This is a genomic window from Maribacter corallii, from assembly GCF_047345415.1.
In the GTDB taxonomy this organism is placed as follows: domain Bacteria; phylum Bacteroidota; class Bacteroidia; order Flavobacteriales; family Flavobacteriaceae; genus Maribacter_C.
This window is the reverse complement of record NZ_JBLFEP010000006.1, coordinates 383,228-400,706: the sequence shown is the minus strand read 5'-3', so window position 1 is coordinate 400,706 and position 17,479 is coordinate 383,228. Positions and strand designations below refer to the sequence as shown.

Sequence of the window (17,479 nt, the reverse complement as noted above, 5' to 3'; positions counted from 1 at the left end):
AAACAGCGACCTGTATCGTTAGTATAGGTAACGAAGCATAATCGAAGTTTTAATTATTTAAATGGGGATATTCGATAAACTTTTTGGGGGAGGCAAAAAAAAAGTTTCCAAAGAAACGGCGGAAACAAGAGGCGTTCACATGCCAGACCTTAATATTCCTATTGACGAAAAATTTACGATTCACTTCAAAAAGAACGGCGGTAAATTTCTTTACTGTGATTCCTTCTCTGAAATTTCCGAAGCCCTGAAGAATATAGTAGATGAAAACGGTTGGCAGAACCATCCGTTTTTCATTATGGATGATCGCCTAAAGGAGCGATTTTCAAAAGAAGGTATCGGCTTCACAAATGCGGCCAAACAAAGCGATGTTTTTTTTACCACCTGTGAACACCTCATCGCGCAAAATGGTTCGATCTTAGTCTGCTCTAACCAACTCAAAGAACAGAAGCTATATGAGCTTCCTCCAAATGTTATTGTTTTTGCGACCACAAGTCAACTTGTTGAATCAATCGGTGAAGGCCTCAAGAAGATAAAAAAGATGTACGGCCACAGTATTCCGGCAAATATTACCACATTAAAGCACTTTCAAGCCAACGAGGAAAACTCGGACGATTTCTTGACCTATGGAAGCAGCTCCAAAAATTTGTATCTTTTGTTTTTGGAAGACCTATAATATGAGTGAAATTTTAAGGCGTGCTATTACCGGAGCAGTATATGTAATCTTACTTCTGTCGGCTGTTTTCTTAAGTTCCGATGCCTTTGACTTTTTATTTATGATTTTCGGCCTCGCTTGTCTTTATGAATATAAGCGTATGACAGGTTTAAGAGGATACTATATTTTTTTAGCTTACCTCACCCTATGGTGGGTTTTTATCTATCTCTTGAAAGAGTATGACCGTATTCCCATTACTATCCTTATGGTCATCACCATATTAGTAAACAGCGCACTGCTGTTCTTCTATCTGTTTTCCAAAAAAGACAAGTCGTTCAATAGGTTCAAGAAATTCATCGTTGGGCTCTTCTATATTGGAGGTGGTTGTATTTTTCTCACAATGATCCCCTATAAGAACGATGCCTTTGCAAAATATTTGATTGTCGGTATTTTTCTATTGATCTGGATAAACGACTCTTTCGCTTACTTGGTAGGCAAGAGCATAGGTCGTACAAAACTCTTTCCCTCCGTTTCACCTAAAAAGACGTGGGAAGGTACTATTGGTGGATTCGTCTTCAGCATGGGAGCCGCTTACTTGTTATCGAAATACGAACCCATACTCAATTCTTGGCAGTGGTTGGTCATGGCCGCAGTAATCGTTATTGCCGGTAGTTTTGGGGATTTGATAGAATCAAAATTAAAACGTTCGGCAGGAGTAAAGGACAGTGGCGCTATTTTACCCGGCCACGGAGGTATGCTAGATCGGCTGGACAGCCTTATATTTGCAGCACCATTTGCCTATCTAACACTAAATATTTTCACCTATGTTCCATAGAGAAGGCCAAAACATCGTATTAACCACTTTTTTTACCGTGGTTGTTATTGTTCTTATCGCGCAATACTATATAGATATCCCATGGCTACGATGGCTGTTGCAGATTGCAAGTGTTTTTATACTAGTGGCGATTCTACAGTTCTTTCGAAATCCAAAGCGCTCGGTCATCAAGAACTTTGACGAAATATTGGCCCCAGTCGATGGAAAAGTAGTTGTAATCGAAGAAGTGGAGGAAACCGAATACTTCAAAGATAGAAGAAGACAGGTATCTATTTTCATGTCACCCACCAATGTTCATGTCACGCGCTATCCTGCTAGTGGTATCATTACCTTTTCCAAATACCACCCTGGAAAATACTTAGTGGCCTGGCACCCAAAATCAAGTACTGAAAACGAGCGGACCACTGTAGTTGTTCGAACCCCAAAGTTCGGTGAAATACTGTATCGTCAGATTGCTGGAGCGATGGCCAGGAGAATCATTAATTATGCAGAAGAAGGAGAAAGTGTACAGCAGGGGGAAGACGCAGGTTTCATCAAATTTGGTTCTCGAGTCGATTTATTTTTACCACTAGACTGTGCGGTAACCGTAAAATTGAATCAGAAAGTCACAGGAGCTAAAACCTGTATTGCCAGCACGGTAGAGAAAAAAGACAATGAAGAATGAAAAACTACATACTGATTTCTCTGAGGCCGTAGCATATGTGAACTCCTATTCCAAACCCTTGCCCGCAGATCTGCTACTAAAGTTATATGCATACTACAAAATAGCCAAAAAGAACCAAAGCCATCCAGGCAGTACCACACCGCTTATTAATGCCTTCAAGGCAAACGCCTTGATTCAGGCCAAGAACGTCGGCCGCACAGAAGCCATGCGTCGTTATATACGGCTCGTTGAAAAAGAGGTCAAGGGCTCCAAAGATTGATTTTTTGCGGTAAGGGTATGTTTTTGAATACACACAAGCCTACTCATAAAGGTCGTTTAAATCCGCCTGGCACAATTCCAAGATCATTGCCCCTATCTTCTGGGTCACATCCTTGAAAAAAAGTTCTCCCTTCTCCTTTGACGACTTAAGTGGATTACCCACGCCGGTATCGTGACTGACTTTCGACCATTCGCGCTCCGCCCATGCCCAACCCTCGGTAAAGGCCTTTATTTTGAATTCCTTAGCGCTACCCTGCCCCCATTCATCTCTAGACCTCACCAAATCTGGGCGTAAGTGGAGCATTAAACTGGTTTCCATCTCATCGGCGTGATCCCCGAGTTCCTCGAAGTAATCCGTTTTATCAAGCGCTTGTGGAAAAAAACAGAAACTGATGAACAACTTCGGAAATCTTAGTCCGATCTCGCGTACTAGGGGTTTGAAATTATTACCCCCATGCCCATTGAAGATGAGCAATTTTCGTATACCTTGACGATCTAGCACCGTGGCAATATCATGTAATATGGCCATCTGCGTACTGGGGTTCAAATTGATGTCGAGATAAATATCGGATTGCCCCGTATTCACACCGAAAGGAATCGTGGGTAACACAATGACCTTACCGCCCTTTTCATAGGCAATTCTTGCCGCTTCCGCTACCAAATAATCCGCTTGAATATTATCGGTGGCATAAGGCAGATGGTAGTTATGGGCTTCTGTAGCCCCCCAAGGAAGAATGGCTAAATCAAAATTGGTATCCTTTAGAGCTTTCCAATTGGTCTCAGCAAGTATATATGGTCGCATAAGCTTATTTTGGATACAAACATAGCCAAGCTCACCTAAAAATCAATACCCTATTCAAAAATATCCATATAGTAAGTACAGGTGTAGGAATCGCATAGCTCGTCTCGTTCTTTTAAGCGCCAATACTTTCGATTCCCAGTCTTACAAAAGGTACCCGTTATTTCACGATCTAATAGACCGCAACACCCTTCCGTGAAGAGTTTGAGGTTTCCCTTGACCCTGAAATGGAGTGCATCGATAATCGTTATCGTACCTTCTAAAAGCACATATTCCTCTTTGTCTTTGGAATATTGAGTACCACTGAGGTGCAAAACACCATGCTCATCTTCGGTAATTATGGCCTCGCCATATCCATCCCAGATAAATTGCACACCGAAGGTATGCCCTCCTATCAAAGCAGTTTTTAAAGCTCTTTCCTGAGCCTGAACGGAAAACGGGCCTAGTAGGAATAACGTTAAGGAAAAAAAACCGGTGATGAATTTCATCAGCACTATCTAGTCAATGGGTACTACTTTCGTCTTGGAGAATCGGTCATGCCAGCCCGAAGCATCAGCACCTAAAAAAGAAAAAGCATTAAAGGGAATGTACCTACACATAGAGCGAATAAAAATCGTTCCAAAATCAGGTCGTTCGCCCGCTTCGGTCACTACTTTGGTCTTGGTAAAAAACTTGCCAATGGACCTACCGGTGAATCCTTCAAAGAAGCTATAGTATACGGTTCCGATAATAAAACCGTAGAAATAGTCAAGAAGCCTATTTTCTTGATCCAAAATGTCTAAATGTTCGGGAGCGAAATAACCGAGTAGAAGTCCGAGCGCGGCACCGATCAAAGCACCAAAACCAATTAAAAATATATAATCGATGATATAGTTAGTGAGTCGTTGACCCTGTGTTGCCTTATCGGAATCGACCGCATAGGCAGCATTTCTTTCTGCAAGGCGTTCCGTTTTTGCAGTATCTCTTTCAAAAGATGCACACGATGTTTCAAAATCAGCGATTCGATCAGTAAGACCACATAGTATTCCCTGTTCCAAATCTTTCTTCTGATGAAGGCATACTTTGCAAAATGAAAGCTGTTCCGCTCTAGTCATGGGGGTTTGGTTTTTGCGATTGCGTCTTAACCTAACGCCCGCCAGACCCGTTTCATATAATTGATCGATAAACGGAAGGTTTTGTCGGAAAAAGGACCGAAGCTTAGACAATCAAATCTTTTGTAGCTGCGCTTTTTCAAAAAAGGTGAAATAGATACTGCCAAAAATGGTAAGGGCAAAATAGATGGCGATACTCGTGCTACCCCATGGTATAAAAGCATCGATACCGAACCAGTCTTCGGTCATCCAAATCAATAGGAGTCCGGCTAGGCCACGAAATACCTCAATATATACCGCATAATATGTTCGATCCATAAGGGTCGTATAACCATAAATACCGATAAAGACAAAAGCACCGAAAAGCAGCAGTCCATTAAAACCGATAGTTGCATAGTTATAGAACATAAATAGTAAAAGGAATAAAGTGCTCAACAATTGAAAGATCATATAGCCGTTCAATGCCTTTGAAGAAGGAGTACTATACCGTTGAAAATGATACACATCGTCAATAATTTTTATGGGAAATTTTGCGGCAACATCGGGAGGTCGCCAACCTGTAGGCATAAACCAGATTCGAAACTTGTCCCACAGCTGTTTTGTACGCCAAGCGTCTTTTAGCAAACGCCATAAGTGTTGAAAATTGATATGTATCGGATTCCATGTTCTGGCAGGTTTTAGAACCCCATATTGAGGAGGAATATCATCTTGTTCTTCTTGAAACGTACCAAACCAGCGATCCCATACGCATAAAATCTGCCCTAAGTTTTTATCGATATACTCTGGGTTTATGGCATGATGCACTCGATGTTGTGATGGGGTTATTATGACATATTCCAACCAACCCATTTTACCGATATGTTGTGTGTGGTACCAAAATTGGGCAAAAAGATGAATAGGTGCCAAAATAGCGATAACCTTATTGGGCACACCAACTAATGCCGCGGGAATCAATAACAACGGAAAATAGCCGATCAAATTTGATATGGACTGTCGAAGTGCACAAGCGAGATTGAACTCCTCACTGCTATGATGAATTACATGTTGGTTCCAGAAAAAATTTACCTTATGGCTTAAACGGTGATTCCAATAGCCAGCAAAATCGATGACCAAAAATGCCACCAGCCAAACCAGCCAGGTTGCCTTTAGTTCCATTAAAGCCAGATGTTCGACTAAATATGGGTAGGTCACCAAAATCAGACCAAGGCCTAAAGAGTCTTTCAGAATATTGGTAAAGCCCGAGCTAATACCCGAAACGGTATCCATCACGCGATACTTTTGGTCTTTGACAAAGTACCCATAAAGCATCTCTACTGCCAAAAGAAGAATAAAAAATGGAATAGCGTACAACAGTGCTTTTGCATAGGTTTCCATTGCGCAACTTGAATTTAGTTGGGCCCGACCATAATGTGCGCACGGTGCGTACCTGGATCCATTAACCACGGCATTCCCTTGGCATGGGGCTTCAATGGCAGTCCGGTCGATTCTGCAGTGGCGAAAGGCGTATAAATGACGTATCTGAACTGACCATCACCTAGGGTACCTTTAGTTTTATCGTAGGTTTCCTCCGTTCCGTAGAAGATATACATCATACTTGGCGCCTCGGGCATTTTCAATTTTCCGGAAGCCACTTCCTCTCCCCGTATTTTTCTGATTTCCGGGGTTTCCTTACCTTCTTTACGTAGCTCACGACCTCTGTGCATAAAACCATCCAATTCTTTAAAGTAACAGGAAACACTGATACCGTCATTATAGGGGTTGTCCGCAAGGCATACCAAATCATTGGTTCCCTCACGCAAAACAACAACTTCGCCATCCTCATCGTAGCCATAGACCATGGCTCCCTCCTTTTTATCATCCGGGGCCGGTAAGAGGGCCGTCTTTATTTGGATTTCCTTTGGCATAATCTCGGGCTTATCTTTCTGTGCACATGCTGTGAATATTGATAAGGCGAGGGCGGTCAAAAATAGATGTTTCATGATGTTGTTGTTTTTCTAAAGATAGGAAATTCCCTGAATAAAGGGAAAGGGCCATATGAGCAGTACATCAGTTTTGGGATTCGTCAAGCGACGGCTATTGCGCTAAGCCATGAAAGCGCTAAAACCCATCTTAATGATTTTCTTTTCCGAAACTGGAGCGATTAAGGTAAAAGACGGTAAACCCTTGAGAACAGCTTACCAAAGGATTGACCGGCCTCAGCCCACCTTGCGTAAAATCAAGATAATTAAATCTTCGTTCGACTTGTTTTAAAGTCCAATTTCAAAAAGACACACATCCATATCTTGATAGTGAGCTGGAAGCGCATCGGTATGTTTTAATCGAACCATTCCTAAAAAGTCAAATCCGCTCTTGGTGTAGTATCCAATCAATTTTTGATTGTTTCCGCAGGTATCCATACGAATAAAGTTCTTCCCGTGGGAAGAAGCATACTCCTTAGCCCAATCGACAATTTTGGAAACAAAGCCTAACCCCCTAAAATCAGGGTGGGTAGCAATTCTATGAATATAAAGGGAAGGATCGCGATTCCGCTCTTCCCAAATATACGGATCATCAAAGGCAATAGCCCAAACACAGGCGATTTGCTCTTCGATGACCAACTTAAATTGTCGCTCTTCACTAATTTCCGTTTCAATCAAACTCTTTTTAAACTCAGGCCAAGTATTATCAGGAAATATGCGTTTCTGATACTCGGTCGCCAAACCATAAAGACGAAAAATAACGGCAAGGTCGTGCGTATCAGATGTCAGGATTTCCACGAGTCCAGATTTTGAAATTAACGTATCGCAATTGCATCTTAGCTCGACGCACCTGTGCGTTTGATCAGGCCCATTCCCGAAAAGAAGAAAATTGCACCAAGCACACCATACACAGCCAATATTTTGAAGTCACCAGTACCATTCACATACAGAACAGCTGCGTAGATCAACCCGCCAATACCTAATAAGGTCAGTACCAAACCTAATATCTTTTTAATATCCATAACTCTAAAATAAACAATTTTTGGTTTAAAGTGTAGAATGCCGGTAAACAGTTATACGTTGGTTCTTGAGGTGACCCTAAATTGCAAAACAATTAAAATGACAAGTATAATCAGTTCGATGACGAAATACCCTATTCCCCAAAATGTCAATTCTTCAAAGTGTTGAAGGACCAAAAAAATAGTGAGCCCACAATAGCAAAAATTAGCTATGGCTATGGCTCGCAAATAGGGTTTCCAGTTGTGTTTTAAGAAAAAGTAACAGCCAAAAGAGTAAAAAGCAAAAAAACCGGCGATCAACGCCAAAATAATAAGAATGTGCATGGGCATACCAAAAGTACTTTCGAAATTGGCCAGCACCACACTCAAAAGAAAAGCCGTAAGCCACGCCCCCAGCCCATCAACAAAAAAGAGCTGTTTGGGGTTGGCGATCCATTTTTGTAGTAACGTAGGCATTTCTAAAAATACAAAAGCTAAGACACTATATCATAGCTTTTTGATCTTATCCGTGATGTATCCCCAATGAATTACCGCGGGTGAACAACTGCGTATTGGCTATGGATACAACTGATTCAGGCAATCCTTTGGGAACAACCTAATTCAAATTTGCCAAACTCTTTTCCAAGGTTTCGATCTTGGCTTCAGCATCCGCCTGTTTTTTGCGCTCTATCTGAATGACCTTTTCCGGGGCATTATTGACAAAGCGCTCATTGGAAAGCTTCTTTTCTACAGACTTCAAAAAGCCCTTGGTATAGTTCAATTCTTCCTGAATTTTTGCAATTTCCGCCTCCACATCAATAGCTCCACTGATGGGTATAAAATATTCATTCGACTTTACACGAAACGATAGCGCACCTTCAACCGTTGCATCTACATACGATATTTCAGTAACATTGGTGAGTTTTTGAATAACGGTATCCCAATCCGAGGCAACATTCTCTTCATTCAAAACCGAAACTTCCAAAGCTTCTTTCATTGGAATATTTTTTTCCTTACGAATTGTACGGATACCCGATATGACCTTATCAGCAAATTCAAAGCCCTCAATCAGCTCGATATCCGCCGGTTTGTAATTTGGCCAACTGGCTACAATCAAAGCCTCCTCAGGACTGCGATCGGCGATACGGTGCCAAACCTCCTCGGTCAAAAACGGCATAAAAGGATGAAGAAGTTTTAAGTTTTGTTCAAAAATGTCAATCAGCGCATCAAATGTGGTTCTGTCTATGGGTTGCTGATATGCGGGCTTGATAATTTCCAATAAGGAAGAACTATAGTCGTCCCAAACCAACTTATAGATCGCCATTAAAGCATCTGAAATACGATACTTGCTAAAGTGATCCTCGATTTGCGCTAAGGTTTGATTAAATTTAGATCGATACCATGAAATACCCAGTTTAGATGCTTCAGGTTGAGGCAAATCGGTTACTTCCCAACCCTTAATAAGACGGAAACCATTCCAGATTTTGTTCGCAAAATTCTTGCCTTGCTGACATAGCTCCTCATCGAACATCAAATCATTACCTGCCGCGGAACTCAACAAGAGGCCAACGCGAACCCCATCAGCACCGTACTGTTTTATCAATTCCAAAGCGTCTGGAGAATTTCCTAAAGACTTCGACATCTTACGGCGTTGTTTGTCACGCACCAAACCGGTGAAATAGACATTTTCAAAAGGGCGTTCGTCGCGCAACTCATATCCCGCAATAATCATCCGGGCTACCCAAAAGAAAATAATGTCAGGTCCGGTTACCAAGTCATTGGTCGGGTAGTAATACTTTACTTCGTCATTATCTGGATTCGTAACCCCATTAAAGACACTCATCGGCCACAACCAAGAGGAAAACCAGGTATCGAGTACGTCTTCGTCTTGCCGAAGATCTTTGATTTCAAGAGACTCAGTATTTCCAGTGGTGGCCGCTCGTTTTTCATTAGCCAGTTGCAGGGCTTTCTCAGCGGTCTCCGCAACAACAAAATCATCCTGACCGTCACCATAATAGTACGCAGGAATCTGCTGGCCCCACCAGAGCTGTCTTGAAATATTCCAATCACGAATATTCTCCATCCAGTGTCGATAGGTATTGTCGAACTTTTTCGGAAAAAACTGGATATCATCGGTTTCCAATACCCCCTTAATAGCAGGTTTAACCAAATCTTCCATTTTCAAGAACCATTGGTCCGACAAACGCGGTTCGATGACCGCTTTGGTACGCTCTGAGGTACCAACATTGTTCATATATTGCTCGGTCTTTATCAAGAAACTTTTTTCCTCTAATTCCTTTGCGATTTCTTTTCGAACTACAAAACGGTCTTTTCCCTCATAATGCAATCCGAAAGAATTCAAGGTGGCATCTGCGTTAAAAATATCGATAGTCTGCAAATTGTGCTTTTCGCCCAACGTTTTGTCATTGATATCATGGGCTGGGGTCACCTTCAAACATCCCGTACCGAATTCGATGTCAACATAGGTATCCTCGATTATCGGAATTACCCTATCACAAATCGGGACAATGGCATTTTTACCTTGTAAATGTCTGAAACGCTCATCATCAGGATTGATACAAATAGCGGTATCTCCCAATATGGTTTCTGGCCGAGTTGTAGCTATCGTAACCTTTTCATCGGAGCCTTCAATTTGATAAGAGACGTAATACAGCAGTCCTTGGCGCTCTTCATAGATCACTTCTTCATCAGAGAGTGTCGTCTGTGCCTCTGGATCCCAGTTTACCATACGGTGGCCTCTATAAATCAATCCTTTGTTGAATAAATCAACAAATACCTTGATGACACCGGCATAACGCTCTTCATCCATGGTAAACGCAGTGCGCTCCCAATCACAGGAACAGCCCAGTTTCTTTAATTGTTCTAGAATGACACCTCCATACTTGTCTGTCCATGCCCAAGCATGTTTAAGAAATTCATCACGGGTCAAATCTGACTTATTGACACCTTCTTCCTTCAATTTGGCCACTACTTTGGCCTCAGTAGCGATCGAAGCGTGATCCATACCAGGTACCCAACAAGCATTTTTACCCATCATCCGCGCCCTTCGTGTCAGTAGATCTTGAATGGTATTATTCAACATATGCCCCATATGCAGTACTCCCGTCACGTTTGGGGGTGGGATAATAATAGTATAGGGCTCCCTATCATCGGGCTCCGAATGAAAGTAGTTATGCTCCATCCAGTAGTCATACCAGCGGTTCTCTGTGATTTCAGGATTGTATTTAGAAGGTATTTCCATTTTTTTGGAACAGTTTTTGGTTAAGCTACACGGGTGCATAAAAAAACACCCAAAAATGAATGTTAAATTATCGGATTTCCCTAGTTTTTCAATGAAATCCGAATACGAAACAAAAATAAGTAACGTTAGTAGATAACAAAAGAATTTTGGAGGTTCATTAAAAACATTATACTTTTGAGATTCACCCAAAACTAAAAAATCATGAAGAAAATTGTACTTGTATTATTTGTCGGCCTTATGGGCATGAGCTTAACCGCACAAGACACGGCTGCAAAAATCGAATTCAAAACGGAAACGGTCGATTATGGCGAGATAGCGAAAGGTGCAGATGGGGTTCGAGTTTTTGAGTTTACGAATACCGGCAATGCTCCATTGATAATCAGCAAAGTAAGTTCAAGTTGTGGATGTACCATTCCTAAAAAGCCAGAAGAGCCAATTATGCCTGGAAAGACCGGAGAGATCCAGGTAAAATACGATACCAACAGAGTCGGCCCGATCAGAAAAGCCATCACGGTGATTTCCAATGCCGAAACACCTACAAAGGTTTTGAAAATCAAAGGAGAAATCAAGGCGTCGGAAGGGAAATAATCTCAACGAAGCTATCAAATAAGAAGAACCTCAGCAGCAATGTTGGGGTTTTTTGTTCTAATATACCCTACTTAGTCTAGTACCACTACTCTAGTACGATTAGAAGAGGTTCAAGGTTTCTTCTCGAACATATCCTTTAGCACGAAGGTAAAAGCCAAATCTGAATCATAGCGTTCAATCAATACACGAATACGTTTGCCTTTTTTCTGGTTGAGCATTTGCAATACCTCTTGAAGCTTGTAACTATGAATGCTCTTGCCGTTAACGGCCAAAATCACATCCCCTTCCTGCAAACCGGCCTCATCTGCCGGACTGCCAGCACGAATTCCAGAAACTATGATTTCAGGTACAAGACTCAAGCGTGTTGTATTTTCCATGAGAATTTGAACATTGCCATAGGTATCTTCCTTTTCCGTCACAAGACCACTAGGGTTGGCAAGACGCTCTGCGACATATCGCACGCCATCATGTTGCAAGTCGATACCGCTAAAGTTGTATTGAAAGGGTATATTAAAATTACCGTTCTTCCGCAAGGTGACCTTACCGTTTCGATAGTCAAAAATGATATTGAAGCGCTTTAATACTTCGCCACCAAGGCTTCCGTTTCTATTTCCCAAGTTTTTGATGGCATTGAACGACTCCTTATCCGGAAAAGCAGCCTTTGCATTATTTAGGGCAAAAGTACCCAGTTTCATGCTCTTGACCCTGGTTCGTTTACCAAAGACATCACCTCCTAAACCACGGCCTAAAAAATCCTCATAAAACGTATCCGGAACACGTATGTCCTCATTCTCAAGAAGCCAGATAGCATCACTGCTTCCGGTATCCAATAACATTCGTACAGCCACACTTTCATCATCTTTCAAGAACACCTCTCCATCAACGTAGGCTTTCTTTCTGATGATGGTCAAGGGCAATTCTTGATGCTTTCTATTTGTTTTGTACTTGTACGATCTGGGCTCGTGAAACTTAATGTTTTGTGAGGCATAATTCATTTCCACCACAAAATCACGAAAAAGATCATAACCGATGATACCGTGAATGGGTATACCTAGGGAAGGAGAAAAATTCAATGACTTATCCAGTACAACATATAGACGTTGCGATTTGTTCTCAATACTGCCTAACTTAAACGTATTGTTTTTTGAACGCAAAGCCTGAATAGGATCACCTTCACCCAAACCCCGTATCGTAATCTCGGAAACTTCATTGATTTGAATAGAATCCTTATCGGACAAATTGAATAGTATGGGTGTACTCACCCCAGTATCCAAAACGAACGACAAGCGCGTGCCGTTCACTTCAATCGGAACGATTACCAAGTTGTTGATCAGATCGAATTTTAGCTTCTCATGCTTTTTTCCAGGAGGCAAATCAAAAGTCTGGGCCATACCCCAAAAGGGAATGATCAGGAGAATAGCGCATATAAAAACCCTTCCCTTATTCATTTCTCGAACAACTTTTGGACAATTTCATTGCTTTAAGATACGAAATTTTTGGAACGCTTAAGCTTAAATTAACATCGTTTAGGCAACTTAAATAAAACGACCGATTATTGGTTTGTCCGGTTCTATTGACGATTTTTGCCAAAATAAATTACCTATGCCATCCATTTCCCAAAAAGGGTCCGCGATGCCTGAATCGCCCATCCGCAAGTTGGTTCCTTTTGCCGAAGACGCAAAAAAAAGAGGCGCCGAGGTCATTCACCTCAATATCGGTCAACCCGATATCAAAACCCCTGAAGTCGCTCTAGAGGCGGTACGAAAAAATACAATTGACGTTTTGGCCTACAGCAGAACGGAAGGTTCGGATACGTACCGGGAGAAACTTGCCCGCTATTATGCAGGTAACGACATTCAGGTATCGGTTGCTGATATTATCGTTACAACGGGTGGTTCTGAAGCACTTTCTTTCGTTATGGGGAGCATTGCCGATTCAGGGGACGAAATTATCATTCCCGAGCCATTTTACGCAAATTACAATGGTTTTGCCACCGGGTCAGGCGTCAAAGTGGTACCGGTCGTATCGCGAATCGAGACCAATTTTGCCCTACCTCCTATTGAATCTTTCGAAACATTGGTCACTCCGAAAACCAAAGCTATTTTAATCTGTAATCCCGGGAATCCTACAGGATACCTTTACAGCAAGGAAGAGATTCGAAAACTGGCGGCCCTGGCCAAAAAACACGACTTGTTTTTGATTGCCGACGAGGTTTATCGCGAATTTACCTATGATGGGGCAACCCACTATTCGGTACTTCAAGAAGAAGGTCTAGAGGAGCACGCTATTATCGTGGACTCCGTTTCAAAGCGGTATAGCATGTGTGGGGCACGTATCGGATGTCTGGTTTCAAAAAACAAAAACGTCATACGAACAGCGATGAAATTTGCGCAAGCCCGCCTGTCTCCACCTACCTATGCGCAAATAGCGGCAGAAGCGGCTCTGGAAACCCCACAAAGCTATTTTGATGATGTAAAAGAGGAATATGTGGCCCGCCGAAATCTGTTGGTCGATGAATTGAAAAAAATCGATGGTGTTCAGGTGGCCACTCCTAAAGGCGCCTTCTATTGTATAGCCGAACTTCCCATTTCGGACGCGGATGACTTTGCACAATGGCTACTTGAAGATTTTAGGGTAAACAACGAAACCGTAATGATTGCCCCGGCAGCCGGGTTTTATGCCACACCAGGTTTGGGAAAAAACCAAATTCGAATTGCTTATGTATTGGATAAAGAACGGCTAAAATGGGCAGTTCACATACTAAAGGAGGCGCTCAATAGTTATATAGGTTGATGCACATCCAGAAAAATATATCCCTTAAACCATACAACACATTCGGCATTGCCGCCAAGGCCAAGTATTTCTGTGAAATCAATTCGATAGAAGACCTCTCAGAAGCACTAGGGTTAGATGACTATCCCGATAAATTTATTCTGAGTGGTGGAAGCAATATGCTGATCACCAAAGATATAGAAGCCCTTGTGCTTCATATCAACATGAAGGGTATACGGGTTTTGAAAGAAGATGGGCATCATGTCTGGATAAAGATTATGGCCGGCGAAAACTGGCATCAAATGGTCTTATGGACCCTCGAACATGATTACGGGGGGCTTGAAAATATGTCATTGATTCCGGGCAATACGGGTACTGCTCCGATTCAAAATATCGGCGCATATGGTGTGGAGCTCAAGGATACTTTTGAAAGCTGTGAGGCCATGGAAATAGACACTTGTCAGATTCAATCGTTTTCTAAGAAAGCCTGTCAATTCGGGTATCGTGATTCGTACTTCAAGAACGAAGGCAAAGGAAAGTACATCTTGACCTCGGTGACCCTGCGTTTGACCAAAAAAAACCATCTGCTGAACACTTCTTACGGCGCTATCGAGAGCCAATTAGAAAAACTGGGCATCACCAGCCCGACCATCACCGATGTTTCAGAGGCTGTTATCGCCATTCGCAGGAGTAAGCTTCCCGACCCGGCCGAATTGGGCAATAGTGGTAGTTTTTTTAAGAATCCCGTAGTGACCCGTACGGAATTCGAGGCGTTTTCTGCAGCACACCCTGAAGCCCCTTTTTATAAAGTCTCCGAGGAAAGCTACAAAATTCCCGCCGGATGGCTTATCGAACAATGTGGGTATAAAGGCAAACGATACGGTGATGCAGGTGTTCATGAGAAACAAGCATTGGTACTTGTGAACTATGCCGATGCGACCGGGACAGAAATTCTAACACTTGCCCATACCATTATGGGTAGCGTAAAAACAAAATTTGGGATTGAAATTAGTCCAGAAGTGAATATAATTGGCTAAGTTCAAAGAAAAAATAATCCCTTCAAACCTAAATTTGAAGGGATTATACCAAACCAAACTAACCAAAAACTAAATGTACATTTACCAGATGTACATCTATTTAATTAAAAAATTTAGATTAAGGCGAATCAACAATCAAATTGATAAATTAGCGTTAATCAACATATATACGGTGAAGAAGATTAATTTGGATGCCCCAAGCTGAGGTTTTTTTCATAATTCCCTGAATGAATGAGCACACTACTTGAAAAACATATTGTTGAGCTCTTGCAAGAGCGAAACGAGAAAGCGATTTCTCTCTTATACGAACACTATGGCGATACGCTTTTCGGTGTCGCCCATAAAGTGGTCCGTAATGAAGAATTGGCACAAGATGTCTTACAGGAAAGTTTCGTGAAAATCTGGAAGAAATCCGATTCTTACGATTCTTCAAAGGCGAAACTATTTACTTGGCTTTTTCGTATTACTAGGAATACTGCTATAGATAAATTGAGAAGTGTCAACACAAAAACCGACAAGGAAATCCAAATGGATGTTTCGGACGTATATAACTTAGGTGTCGATAGCATCAAACCTGAGTTCATGGACGTACGGGAGAATCTCGAAAAAATAGAGGAAAAGTACCAAATTGTGCTTGATGCCCTTTTTTTTAAGGGCATGACCCAACAAGAAGCAAGTGACGAACTTGATATTCCCTTGGGTACGATTAAATCGAGATTGAAAATCGGACTGCGTGAATTAAAAAAGATTTACGGACCAACAATGATAGCAGCAGTAACTTTAAGTATATTGTTATGAAAGACAAAATAAAAATATTCCTGGATACGGATTTATTGGAAAAATATCTCTTGGGAACAACTACGGACGAAGAGTCGTTTCAGGTAGAGCGGTACATTGCAATGTATCCTAAGGTAAAAGAAACGTATGACGAGCTTCAAGACAACTTGGAGATTTTCGCCAAAATGCATGCAATAAAGACTCCTGAAGGGTTAAAAGAGCGCATTATCGGCCGTATTCGAGGTGAAAAGGCAGGAAGAAAGCGATTCTTCCAATACAGTATTGCCGCGAGTTTTGCAGCCCTTCTTTTTGCTGGTGCCGCATTCTTCTTCTACTCTCAAAACCAGAGTCTTCAAGAAGAGAACGACATGGTATCTAACCAAATCAAATTGTTAGAACAAGACATGAAGGAGCAGTTGGAAGATGTTAGAAACCAATTTATTGTGCTGAACAATCCGCAAACCAAGCGTTTGAACGTTAAAGGAAATAAAAAAGCGAAAGAGCTGAAGGCCGTGGCGTACATCAACCCTGTCAAGAAGTTATCCTATATTAATGTGAGCAAGCTTCCGAATCTACCTGAAAACCAATGTTTTCAGATGTGGGCCGAGGTCAATGGTGAAATGGTCAATCTAGGAGTCATCAAAGAATCAATGGAACAAGATAATTTATTGGCACTTCCTTATTCAGATAAGGCGGTAGGATATATTACTATTGAACCTGAAGGAGGAAACATGACTCCGACAGTTGAAAACATCGTGGCGAATATCGCGTATTAAGACCATAGGCAATACAAGTTTTTTGAGGCCCTGACCTTTACGTCAGGGCTTTATTTTTGTATCTTTGCCAAAAGTTCGATTATGAAGTTAGTTGTATTGACCATAGGTATTTTAGCGCTTTGTTTTGCGGGAATCGCCATAAAAATATGGTCAAAAAAAGATGGTAAGTTCGCCGGCACCTGCGCAAGTCAAAGTCCGTTTCTAAATAAAGACGGAGAGGCCTGTGGTATGTGTGGAAAACTTCCTAGCGAACAAGACTGCAGAAAAGATATCACACCTGACCTGCAATAACTGAAACTGCATATATTCACCCCGCTTTAATAGGCCTTTTTGAATTCTAGAGAAAATAGTATACCATCGATTATCGACAAGGCCAGAGCAGGCAATCAAATCGCTTTTAGCACCTTGTTAGACATGTTTTGGAACGATGTGTATGGATTTCAGCTCAAACGCACCGAAAACGAAAACGATGCCGAGGACATCACCATTCAGACGTTTTCAAAGGCTTTTGACAAAATCGACACCTATGACCCAGCCTATGAATTCAAGACCTGGCTCATCACTATCTCAAAGAACATCCACGTTGACCTTTTAAGAAAACGCAAACGTACGCTTGATCGGGCCGGAAACAACGACGACATCAAAAAAGTGCTCGATGCCTCTCCCTCCGTTGAAGACCAGCTCATTACAGAGCAAAACCTTGCCACTCTATTACAACATATCAAAAAATTAAAACCACACTACCAAGAGGTCATTAATCTCAGGTATTTCAATGAGTTGAGTTATGCCGATATTGCTACCGAACTGAAGGAACCCGTAAACAATGTGAAGGTGAAGCTTTTACGGGCCAAAAAGCTTTTGGCTGAAATCATTAAGGGCAATCGCACTTGATCTTTCGTTTTCTCATCGCTATCGATAGTACACAGGTCGGAAGTCCATCGAGTGGCCATTTTAATTCTTAAAAACCGGTAAGGATAACACCGATACCGTCCCCGCTTTTGTTCGTATATTT

At 41.8% G+C, this 17,479-nt stretch carries 21 protein-coding genes; 11 read left to right on the top strand and 10 right to left on the bottom strand.

From position 1 onward, the window contains the following. The first annotated feature begins 61 nt into the window (after positions 1–61). The 4 genes from ACKWCA_RS21625 to ACKWCA_RS21610 are packed head-to-tail and all read left to right on the top strand — an operon-like array spanning position 62 to position 2,410. Positions 62–673, top strand: a complete 612-nt coding sequence (locus ACKWCA_RS21625; RefSeq protein WP_413980335.1) for an LUD domain-containing protein — start codon at positions 62–64, stop codon at positions 671–673. A 1-nt stretch (position 674) separates the two neighbouring features. After that, positions 675–1,487, top strand: coding sequence for a phosphatidate cytidylyltransferase (locus ACKWCA_RS21620; RefSeq protein ID WP_413980334.1), 813 nt, complete (start codon positions 675–677; stop codon positions 1,485–1,487). Beyond that, positions 1,477–2,151 (top strand): phosphatidylserine decarboxylase family protein, encoded by a 675-nt coding sequence (locus ACKWCA_RS21615; protein WP_413980333.1) that lies wholly within the window; start codon positions 1,477–1,479, stop codon positions 2,149–2,151. The genes ACKWCA_RS21620 and ACKWCA_RS21615 overlap by 11 nt, the downstream gene beginning before the upstream one ends. Beyond that, positions 2,141–2,410: an acyl-CoA-binding protein gene (locus ACKWCA_RS21610; RefSeq protein WP_413980332.1), complete on the top strand. Its 270-nt coding sequence runs from the start codon at positions 2,141–2,143 to the stop codon at positions 2,408–2,410. The genes ACKWCA_RS21615 and ACKWCA_RS21610 overlap by 11 nt, the downstream gene beginning before the upstream one ends. 39 nt (positions 2,411–2,449) lie before the next feature. Here the strand turns inward: ACKWCA_RS21610 and ACKWCA_RS21605 are convergent, their stop codons facing one another. From ACKWCA_RS21605 to ACKWCA_RS21565, 9 genes are all read right to left on the bottom strand, one after another. Then, the gene (locus tag ACKWCA_RS21605; protein ID WP_413980331.1) at positions 2,450–3,211 is read right to left on the bottom strand and encodes a creatininase family protein; all 762 of its coding nucleotides are present in this window, start codon (positions 3,209–3,211) and stop codon (positions 2,450–2,452) included. Positions 3,212–3,261: 50 nt separating this feature from the next. Next, positions 3,262–3,696, bottom strand: a complete 435-nt coding sequence (locus ACKWCA_RS21600) for a hypothetical protein (RefSeq protein ID WP_413980330.1) — start codon at positions 3,694–3,696, stop codon at positions 3,262–3,264. A 9-nt stretch (positions 3,697–3,705) separates the two neighbouring features. Continuing rightward, positions 3,706–4,302 carry an RDD family protein gene (locus ACKWCA_RS21595; RefSeq protein WP_413980329.1) on the bottom strand — a complete coding sequence of 199 codons (597 nt, stop codon included), beginning with the start codon at positions 4,300–4,302 and terminating at the stop codon, positions 3,706–3,708. 111 nt (positions 4,303–4,413) lie between these two features. Then, complete coding sequence (locus tag ACKWCA_RS21590) at positions 4,414–5,673, bottom strand: sterol desaturase family protein (protein WP_413980328.1); 1,260 nt, start codon at positions 5,671–5,673, stop codon at positions 4,414–4,416. Positions 5,674–5,687: 14 nt separating this feature from the next. After that, positions 5,688–6,278, bottom strand: coding sequence for a hypothetical protein (locus ACKWCA_RS21585; protein WP_413980327.1), 591 nt, complete (start codon positions 6,276–6,278; stop codon positions 5,688–5,690). Between the two features lie 267 nt (positions 6,279–6,545). Beyond that, positions 6,546–7,055 carry a GNAT family N-acetyltransferase gene (locus ACKWCA_RS21580; RefSeq protein WP_413980326.1) on the bottom strand — a complete coding sequence of 170 codons (510 nt, stop codon included), beginning with the start codon at positions 7,053–7,055 and terminating at the stop codon, positions 6,546–6,548. Positions 7,056–7,093: 38 nt separating this feature from the next. Then, complete coding sequence (locus tag ACKWCA_RS21575) at positions 7,094–7,279, bottom strand: hypothetical protein (protein WP_413980325.1); 186 nt, start codon at positions 7,277–7,279, stop codon at positions 7,094–7,096. Positions 7,280–7,330: 51 nt separating this feature from the next. Beyond that, positions 7,331–7,732, bottom strand: coding sequence for a hypothetical protein (locus ACKWCA_RS21570; protein WP_413980324.1), 402 nt, complete (start codon positions 7,730–7,732; stop codon positions 7,331–7,333). A gap of 139 nt (positions 7,733–7,871) precedes the next feature. Further along, complete coding sequence (locus tag ACKWCA_RS21565) at positions 7,872–10,517, bottom strand: valine--tRNA ligase (RefSeq protein WP_413980323.1); 2,646 nt, start codon at positions 10,515–10,517, stop codon at positions 7,872–7,874. 201 nt (positions 10,518–10,718) lie between these two features. Here ACKWCA_RS21565 and ACKWCA_RS21560 point away from each other — a divergent pair, with 201 nt between their 5' ends. Next, positions 10,719–11,105: a DUF1573 domain-containing protein gene (locus tag ACKWCA_RS21560; protein WP_413980322.1), complete on the top strand. Its 387-nt coding sequence runs from the start codon at positions 10,719–10,721 to the stop codon at positions 11,103–11,105. A gap of 110 nt (positions 11,106–11,215) precedes the next feature. Here the strand turns inward: ACKWCA_RS21560 and ACKWCA_RS21555 are convergent, their stop codons facing one another. After that, entirely contained in the window at positions 11,216–12,553 is a 1,338-nt protein-coding gene (locus ACKWCA_RS21555) for an aspartyl protease family protein (protein WP_413980321.1), read from the bottom strand. 154 nt (positions 12,554–12,707) lie between these two features. Between ACKWCA_RS21555 and ACKWCA_RS21550 the strand changes: the two genes are divergently transcribed. From ACKWCA_RS21550 to ACKWCA_RS21525, 6 genes are all read left to right on the top strand, one after another. Continuing rightward, entirely contained in the window at positions 12,708–13,898 is a 1,191-nt protein-coding gene (locus ACKWCA_RS21550; protein WP_413980320.1) for a pyridoxal phosphate-dependent aminotransferase, read from the top strand. After that, positions 13,898–14,914, top strand: a complete 1,017-nt coding sequence (gene murB, locus ACKWCA_RS21545; RefSeq protein WP_413980319.1) for a UDP-N-acetylmuramate dehydrogenase — start codon at positions 13,898–13,900, stop codon at positions 14,912–14,914. Before ACKWCA_RS21550 ends, murB begins: the two co-directional genes overlap by 1 nt. Positions 14,915–15,145: 231 nt before the next feature. Continuing rightward, positions 15,146–15,712, top strand: coding sequence for an RNA polymerase sigma factor (locus ACKWCA_RS21540; protein WP_413980318.1), 567 nt, complete (start codon positions 15,146–15,148; stop codon positions 15,710–15,712). Then, complete coding sequence (locus ACKWCA_RS21535) at positions 15,709–16,467, top strand: anti-sigma factor domain-containing protein (RefSeq protein ID WP_413980317.1); 759 nt, start codon at positions 15,709–15,711, stop codon at positions 16,465–16,467. The genes ACKWCA_RS21540 and ACKWCA_RS21535 overlap by 4 nt, the downstream gene beginning before the upstream one ends. Before the next feature lie 81 nt (positions 16,468–16,548). Beyond that, positions 16,549–16,758 carry a membrane or secreted protein gene (locus ACKWCA_RS21530; RefSeq protein ID WP_413980316.1) on the top strand — a complete coding sequence of 70 codons (210 nt, stop codon included), beginning with the start codon at positions 16,549–16,551 and terminating at the stop codon, positions 16,756–16,758. Positions 16,759–16,797: 39 nt separating this feature from the next. Beyond that, positions 16,798–17,358: an RNA polymerase sigma factor gene (locus tag ACKWCA_RS21525; RefSeq protein WP_413980315.1), complete on the top strand. Its 561-nt coding sequence runs from the start codon at positions 16,798–16,800 to the stop codon at positions 17,356–17,358. The last annotated feature ends 121 nt before the right edge of the window (positions 17,359–17,479 follow it).

Excerpts from the sequence above, each read along its gene's own strand:
- ACKWCA_RS21625 (WP_413980335.1), top strand. The coding sequence starts at position 62 with ATGGGGATATTCGATAAACTTTTTGGGGGAGGCAAAAAAAAAGTTTCC.
- ACKWCA_RS21620 (WP_413980334.1), top strand. The coding sequence starts at position 675 with ATGAGTGAAATTTTAAGGCGTGCTATTACCGGAGCAGTATATGTAATC.
- ACKWCA_RS21615 (WP_413980333.1), top strand. The coding sequence starts at position 1,477 with ATGTTCCATAGAGAAGGCCAAAACATCGTATTAACCACTTTTTTTACC.
- ACKWCA_RS21610 (WP_413980332.1), top strand. The coding sequence starts at position 2,141 with ATGAAGAATGAAAAACTACATACTGATTTCTCTGAGGCCGTAGCATAT.
- ACKWCA_RS21605 (WP_413980331.1), bottom strand. The coding sequence starts at position 3,211 with ATGCGACCATATATACTTGCTGAGACCAATTGGAAAGCTCTAAAGGAT.
- ACKWCA_RS21600 (WP_413980330.1), bottom strand. The coding sequence starts at position 3,696 with ATGAAATTCATCACCGGTTTTTTTTCCTTAACGTTATTCCTACTAGGC.
- ACKWCA_RS21595 (WP_413980329.1), bottom strand. The coding sequence starts at position 4,302 with ATGACTAGAGCGGAACAGCTTTCATTTTGCAAAGTATGCCTTCATCAG.
- ACKWCA_RS21590 (WP_413980328.1), bottom strand. The coding sequence starts at position 5,673 with ATGGAAACCTATGCAAAAGCACTGTTGTACGCTATTCCATTTTTTATT.
- ACKWCA_RS21585 (WP_413980327.1), bottom strand. The coding sequence starts at position 6,278 with ATGAAACATCTATTTTTGACCGCCCTCGCCTTATCAATATTCACAGCA.
- ACKWCA_RS21575 (WP_413980325.1), bottom strand. The coding sequence starts at position 7,279 with ATGGATATTAAAAAGATATTAGGTTTGGTACTGACCTTATTAGGTATT.
- ACKWCA_RS21570 (WP_413980324.1), bottom strand. The coding sequence starts at position 7,732 with ATGCCTACGTTACTACAAAAATGGATCGCCAACCCCAAACAGCTCTTT.
- ACKWCA_RS21565 (WP_413980323.1), bottom strand. The coding sequence starts at position 10,517 with ATGGAAATACCTTCTAAATACAATCCTGAAATCACAGAGAACCGCTGG.
- ACKWCA_RS21560 (WP_413980322.1), top strand. The coding sequence starts at position 10,719 with ATGAAGAAAATTGTACTTGTATTATTTGTCGGCCTTATGGGCATGAGC.
- ACKWCA_RS21555 (WP_413980321.1), bottom strand. The coding sequence starts at position 12,553 with ATGAATAAGGGAAGGGTTTTTATATGCGCTATTCTCCTGATCATTCCC.
- ACKWCA_RS21550 (WP_413980320.1), top strand. The coding sequence starts at position 12,708 with ATGCCATCCATTTCCCAAAAAGGGTCCGCGATGCCTGAATCGCCCATC.
- murB (WP_413980319.1), top strand. The coding sequence starts at position 13,898 with ATGCACATCCAGAAAAATATATCCCTTAAACCATACAACACATTCGGC.
- ACKWCA_RS21540 (WP_413980318.1), top strand. The coding sequence starts at position 15,146 with ATGAGCACACTACTTGAAAAACATATTGTTGAGCTCTTGCAAGAGCGA.
- ACKWCA_RS21535 (WP_413980317.1), top strand. The coding sequence starts at position 15,709 with ATGAAAGACAAAATAAAAATATTCCTGGATACGGATTTATTGGAAAAA.
- ACKWCA_RS21530 (WP_413980316.1), top strand. The coding sequence starts at position 16,549 with ATGAAGTTAGTTGTATTGACCATAGGTATTTTAGCGCTTTGTTTTGCG.